The sequence below is a fragment of the Nocardiopsis chromatogenes YIM 90109 genome (assembly GCF_000341185.1).
In the GTDB taxonomy this organism is placed as follows: Bacteria; Actinomycetota; Actinomycetes; order Streptosporangiales; family Streptosporangiaceae; genus Nocardiopsis_A; species Nocardiopsis_A chromatogenes.
Genome location: NZ_ANBH01000338.1, coordinates 1 through 5,553, shown reverse-complemented (window position 1 = coordinate 5,553; position 5,553 = coordinate 1). Strand labels below are relative to the sequence as shown.

5 protein-coding genes are annotated in these 5,553 nt (G+C 75.2%); 1 reads left to right on the top strand and 4 read right to left on the bottom strand.

All coding sequences use genetic code 11. The annotated features are described in order from the left end of the window. The 4 genes from D476_RS34975 to D476_RS0129075 all read right to left on the bottom strand — a co-directional run. Positions 1–556, bottom strand: a 556-nt coding sequence (locus tag D476_RS34975; RefSeq protein ID WP_017627404.1) for an ABC transporter permease, incomplete at its 3' end; no start/stop codon positions are given. After that, positions 553–1,560 carry an ABC transporter permease gene (locus D476_RS0129085; protein WP_017627403.1) on the bottom strand — a complete coding sequence of 336 codons (1,008 nt, stop codon included), beginning with the start codon at positions 1,558–1,560 and terminating at the stop codon, positions 553–555. The genes D476_RS0129085 and D476_RS34975, both read right to left, overlap by 4 nt. After that, positions 1,557–3,026, bottom strand: a complete 1,470-nt coding sequence (locus D476_RS0129080) for a sugar ABC transporter ATP-binding protein (RefSeq protein ID WP_192826446.1) — start codon at positions 3,024–3,026, stop codon at positions 1,557–1,559. The genes D476_RS0129085 and D476_RS0129080 overlap by 4 nt, the downstream gene beginning before the upstream one ends. Positions 3,027–3,055: 29 nt before the next feature. Beyond that, on the bottom strand, positions 3,056–4,183 hold the full coding sequence (locus D476_RS0129075; RefSeq protein ID WP_026123958.1) for a Gfo/Idh/MocA family protein: 1,128 nt from the start codon (positions 4,181–4,183) through the stop codon (positions 3,056–3,058). Between the two features lie 109 nt (positions 4,184–4,292). Here D476_RS0129075 and D476_RS0129070 point away from each other — a divergent pair, with 109 nt between their 5' ends. Then, complete coding sequence (locus tag D476_RS0129070; RefSeq protein WP_017627400.1) at positions 4,293–5,513, top strand: ROK family transcriptional regulator; 1,221 nt, start codon at positions 4,293–4,295, stop codon at positions 5,511–5,513. The last annotated feature ends 40 nt before the right edge of the window (positions 5,514–5,553 follow it).

Sequence of the window (5,553 nt, the reverse complement as noted above, 5' to 3'; positions counted from 1 at the left end):
CCCACGGGCCGCCGCCGATGAGCGGCAGCTCGACGGCGTCGCCGCGCCCGGCCACCCGGAAGGCCTCGGACAGCGCGCCGGTGGGGGCGCCGCCGGTCCACAGCCGCACCGCGCCGTAGAGCACCAGCATCATGCCCAGCGTCGCGATGATCGAGGGCACCTTGAGCACCGTGGTGACCAGCCCGTTGACCAGGCCCACGGCGGCGCCGAAGGCGAGCATGAGCAGCAGCACCGGCAGCGTCATCTGCTCCTGGCCGTCGATCAGCCGGGCGGCCACCACCACCTGCGCGCCGACCAGGGAGCCCACCGACAGGTCCAGCTCTCCGGAGACGATCACCAGGTACTGGCCCACGGCCAGCACCACCAGCGGGGCGGCCTGCTGGGCGAAGGCCAGCAGCGACGGGGGCCGGGCGAAGCCGGGGTTGATCGCGAAGATCACCGCGAACACCAGCACCAGCAGGGCGAACACGGTCCCGCCGCCGCCCCCGGCCAGGGCGGCGCCGGCCCGGCGGAGCGCGCCGGAGGCGCCGGCGGCGGGGGTGTCGGTCGCGGTCATGGCCGTCCTCCTCTCAGGAGCGGGATGCGGGACGGGGCCGCGAACCGCGGCGGCGTGGCGGCCCGGTCCACCTGGCGGCGGGCGTACAGCGCCACGGCGGCGATGACGATGGTGCCGCGCAGCACGTCCTTGAAGAACGGGTCGACGCCCAGCACGTTGAAGACGGTGTCGAGGGTGGCCAGGATGAGCACCCCGGCGACGGTGCCGCCCACCCCGCCGCGCCCGCCCAGCAGGTAGGTGCCGCCGAGCACCACGGCGGCGATGGACTCCAGCTCGTAGCCGGAGGAGTAGACCAGGGTGCTGCCGGTGCCGAACCGGGAGGCGATGAGCAGCCCGGCCAGCCCGGCGGTGACCGAGCACAGGACGTGCGCGGCGAGCAGCGGCCGGTCGGCCCGCACCCCCGACATCCGCGCCACCTCGGCGTCCCCGCCGACCGCGTACATGTGCACGCCGGTGCGGGTGCGGCGCAGGAACACCACGGCCAGCACGGCCACGGCGGCCATCACCGCGAACGACAGCGGCACCACGCCGACGCGGGTGTAGCCGAAGAGCTGGAACTCGGCCGGCACCTCCCCGGCCGGGCCCTTGAACCGGGTGTCCAGGTAGCCCTTGATGATCAGGCCCATGCCCAGGGTGGTGATGAAGGCGTTGACCCCCAGCCGGGTCACGATCAGCCCGTTCGCCAGCCCGATCAGCCCCGCCACCACGATGACGGCGGCCACGCCCAGCCAGATCCGGGAGGTCTGCCCGGCCATCGCGGTGGCGCCGACCACGCTGCACAGCGCCATCACGTAGCCCACCGACAGGTCCAGCGATCGGCACAGGATGACCAGCGTCTGCCCGATCGCCACGAACCCCAGCAGGCTGGAGCGGGTCAGCAGGTCCACGGTGTTGGCGGTGGTGAACAGCTCCTGCCCGCGCGCGGCGGCCAGCGCCGCCCCGGCCGCCAGGATGGCCAGCAGCGCCACGTACACCAGCCCGGTCGTGCCCAGGCGGGGGCTCATGGCGCGCCGCCCACGGCCATCTCCATCACGGCCTCCTCTGACACGCCGCCGGGCAGCTCCCCGGCGATCCGGCCGTCGCGCAGCACCAGCACCCGGTCGGCCAGGCCGAGCACCTCGGGCAGCTCCGAGGAGATGAGCACGATGGCCGCGCCGTCCGCGGCCAGCCGCCGCACCAGCGTGTACACGGCGTGCTTGGCGCCCACGTCGATGCCGCGGGTGGGCTCGTCGAGCACCACCACCGAGGGGTCGGTGGCCAGCCACTTGGCCAGCACGACCTTCTGCTGGTTGCCCCCGGACAGGAAGCGCACCTCCTGGGAGGGGGAGCGGGCCACCAGCTCCAGGGAGGAGAAGATGCCCGGCAGGCGGCCGGAGCGCGCGCGGGAGCGGCGGGGCGCCACCGCGTCCAGCACCAGGCGCCCGTTGTCCAGGACCGACCGGTGCAGGGCCAGGCCCTGCGTCTTTCGGTCCTCGCTGACCAGGGCGACGCCCGAGCGCACCGCCCGGCGGGGCGAGCGCAGCACCGCCCGCTCGCCGTCGATGCGCAGTTCCCCCCGGGTGAACCGGTCGATGCCGAACAGGGCGTGCGCGATCTCGGTGCGCCCGCTGCCCTGTAGGCCCGCCAGCCCGACGATCTCGCCGGAGCGCACCTGGAGGTCGATGCCGTCCAGCCGCTCGTTGCCGCCGCCGGACACCTCCAGGCGGACGCCGCCCGCCTCGGTGCCCGCGATCTTCTCGGGGAAGACCGCGCTCACCGGGCGGCCGACCATCATGCGGATGAGGTCGGCCCCGGTGGTGTCGGCGGTGTCCGCGGTGGCGACCTTGGCGCCGTCCTTGAGCACGGTGATCCGGTCGGAAAGGTCGAAGATCTCCTTGAGGCGGTGCGAGACGTACAGCACCGCCACCCCGCGCTCCCGGAGCCTGCGCACCAGCCGGTACAGAAGCTCGACCTCGGCCCCGGCCAGCGCCGCCGTGGGCTCGTCCATGGAGACGATGCGCGCGCTCTGCGACATCGCCTTGACGACCTCGACGATCTGCTGCTCGGCCACCGACAGGGAGCGCACGGGCGCGTGCGGGGAGATGGCGGTCAGCCCCAGGTCCTCCAGCAGGCGCCCGGTCTCGGCGGCCATCGCGCGCGCGTCCACCCCGGCGCGCAGCCCGCGCCCGCGCGGTTCGCGGCCCAGGAAGACGTTCTCGGCGACGGTGCGCTCGGGCAGCAGGTTGAACTCCTGGAAGACGGTGGCCACCCCGGCCTCGCGCGCGCCGACCGGGTGGGCGAAGTCGACCCGCTCGCCGTCGAGCTCGACCGTCCCGGCGTCGGCCCGGTGCACCCCGGCCAGGATCTTCATCAGCGTCGACTTCCCGGCGCCGTTCTCCCCGACCAGGGCGTGCACCTCGCCCGCGCGCACCTGCAGGTCCACGCCGTGCAGCACCGGGACGCCGAGGAAGGACTTGCCCACGCCGCTCATCCGCAGCAGTGGCGCCTTCGGCCCGCCGTTCACCGGGGGACCTCCTCCCAGCCGCCGGAGCGGGCCGAGGCCAGCACCGCGTCGGCGATCCGGGCGGCCCGCAGGCCGTCGGCGAAGACCGGCAGCCCGTCGGGGGCGGTGCCGGTGGCGACCGCCTCGGCGGTGTCGGCGACGAAGGCGTCGAAGCACTCCTGGTAGCCCTGCGGGTGCCCGGAGGGCACCCGGGCCAGCCGGGCGGCGTCGGGCGAGAGCACCTCGGGGGCGCGCATCAGCACCTCGTTGCGCTCGCGCCCGCCCTTCCACAGCACCTCGGGCTGCTCCTGGTCGAAGGCGAGGGAGTGCTCGGAGCCGGAGACCTCCAGGTGCAGCCGGTTCTTGCGCCCGGCCGAGACCTGGCTGACCACGCCGGTGCCGACGACCCCGCCCCCGGTGCGGAACTGCAGCACCACCAGGTCCTCGGTGGCGACCGGGGCGCCCTCGCCGGGGCCGCGGCGGGGCAGCGTGGTGGAGGTCTGCGCGCTGAGCGCGGCGATCCGGTCGCCCAGCACGAACTCCAGCAGGTCGCAGAAGTGCGAGCCGATGTCGCCGAAGGCGCGGGTGGGGCCGCCCAGGTCGGGGTCGACCCGCCAGTTGTCGTCGTCGGGGCGCAGCAGCCAGTCCTGCAGGTAGCCGCCGTGGGCCAGGTGCACCCGCCCCACCGCCCCGGCGGCGACCTGGGCGCGGGCCTCGCGCACCATCGGGTGGAACCGGTAGACGAAGGGGACGGAGGCCACCCGGCCGCCGTCCCCCTCGGCCGCCTCGTCCGCGGCGGCGGCCATCCGGGCGGCCACGGCGGCGTCGGTGGCCAGGGGCTTCTCGCAGACCACGTGGCGTCCGGCGTCCAGTGCGGCCAGGGTCAGGGGGGCGTGCAGGTGGTTGGGGGTGCACACGTGCACCACGTCGACCTCGTCGTCGGAGATCAGGGCGGCGGCGTCGTCGAACGCCCGCTCGGCCCCCAGGGGGCCGGCCGCGGCGCGGGCGCGCTCGGGGGTGGAGGCCGCGACGCCCACCACGCGGCCGCCACCGGCTCGGATCGCCCGGGCGTGCACCCGCCCCATGAACCCGGCGCCGATGACGGCGGCCCGGTAGCCGCCTCCTGTGACCTGACTCACTCGCATAAGAGGACGGTAAGCGGTACTTCTGTCGATGGTCAAGCATAAGTTGCCGAATCCGGCCGAAATAGTCCGGGAGACGCACGGCATTAGTCCCGTGTGCTTCACTGGTCGTGTGACAGAAGACGCGCTGACGAAGACGGGGGACCGGCGCGCCGACGCCGGGTCCGCCCCGCCCGCCCCGCCCGGCGCAGGCACCCTGCTGCGCCTCCTCCGCGACGGCCGCCCCCGCACCCGGGCGGAGCTGGCGGCGGTCACCGGGTTAGCGCGCTCGACCGTCACCCAGCGGGTCGACGCCCTGCTGGCCGGGGGGCTCATCGGCCCCGCGGGCGAGGCCGCCTCCACCGGCGGGCGGCCCCCCACGACCTTCGTGTTCGACCCGGGGGCGCGGGTGGTGCTCGCCGCCGACCTGGGCGCCACCTACGCCCGGGTGGCCCTGACCGACCTCGCCGGGCAGATCCTCGCCGACACCTCCGCCGACATCGAGATCGCCCGCGGCCCGGCCGAGGTGCTGGGCTGGGTGGCCGAGCACGGGCACGCCCTGCTCGCCGAGGCCGGGCGCGCCCCGGAGGAGCTGCTGGGCACCGGCATCGGGCTGCCCGGCCCGGTCGCGCACGACACCGGCCGCGCGGTGAACCCGCCGATCATGCCCGGCTGGGACGGGTTCGACGTGCCCGGGTTCGTCGGGGAGCTGCTGCCCGGCGCGGTGCTGGTCGACAACGACGTCAACATCATGGCGGTGGGCGAGCACTTCGCCCGCTGGAGCCGGGCCCGGCACCTGCTGTTCGTCAAGGTCGCCACCGGCATCGGGTGCGGCATCATCGCCGACGGCGGCGTCTACCGGGGCGCCAAGGGCGCCGCCGGGGACATGGGGCACATCCAGGTGCCGCACGGGGCGGACGTGCCCTGCCGGTGCGGCAACAGCGGCTGCCTGGAGGCGGTGGCCAGCGGGTCGGCGATCGCGGCGGCCCTGTCCGGGCAGGGCATCGAGGCGCACGGCGCACTGGACGTGGTCGACCTGGCCCGGGGCGGGAGCCTGCCGGTGCTGCGCGCGCTGCGCCAGGCCGGGCGGGACATCGGCGAGGTGCTGGCGGCCTCGGTGAACATGCTCAACCCGTCGATCATCGTGATCGGCGGATCGCTCTCCCAGGCCGGCGACCACCTGCTGGCCGGTGTGCGCGAGGTGATCTACCAGCGCTCGCTGCCGCTGGCCACCGAGGACCTGAGCATCGTGTCCTCACAGGTCGGCGAGTGGGCCGGGGTGATCGGGGCGGCGGTGATGGTGATCGAGCACGGCCTGGAGCCGCAGCGCGTGGACGCGCTGCTGGCGGGCTGAGCCCGGCCGGGCTCAGTCCCGGTCGGGCCGGGTGCGGGCG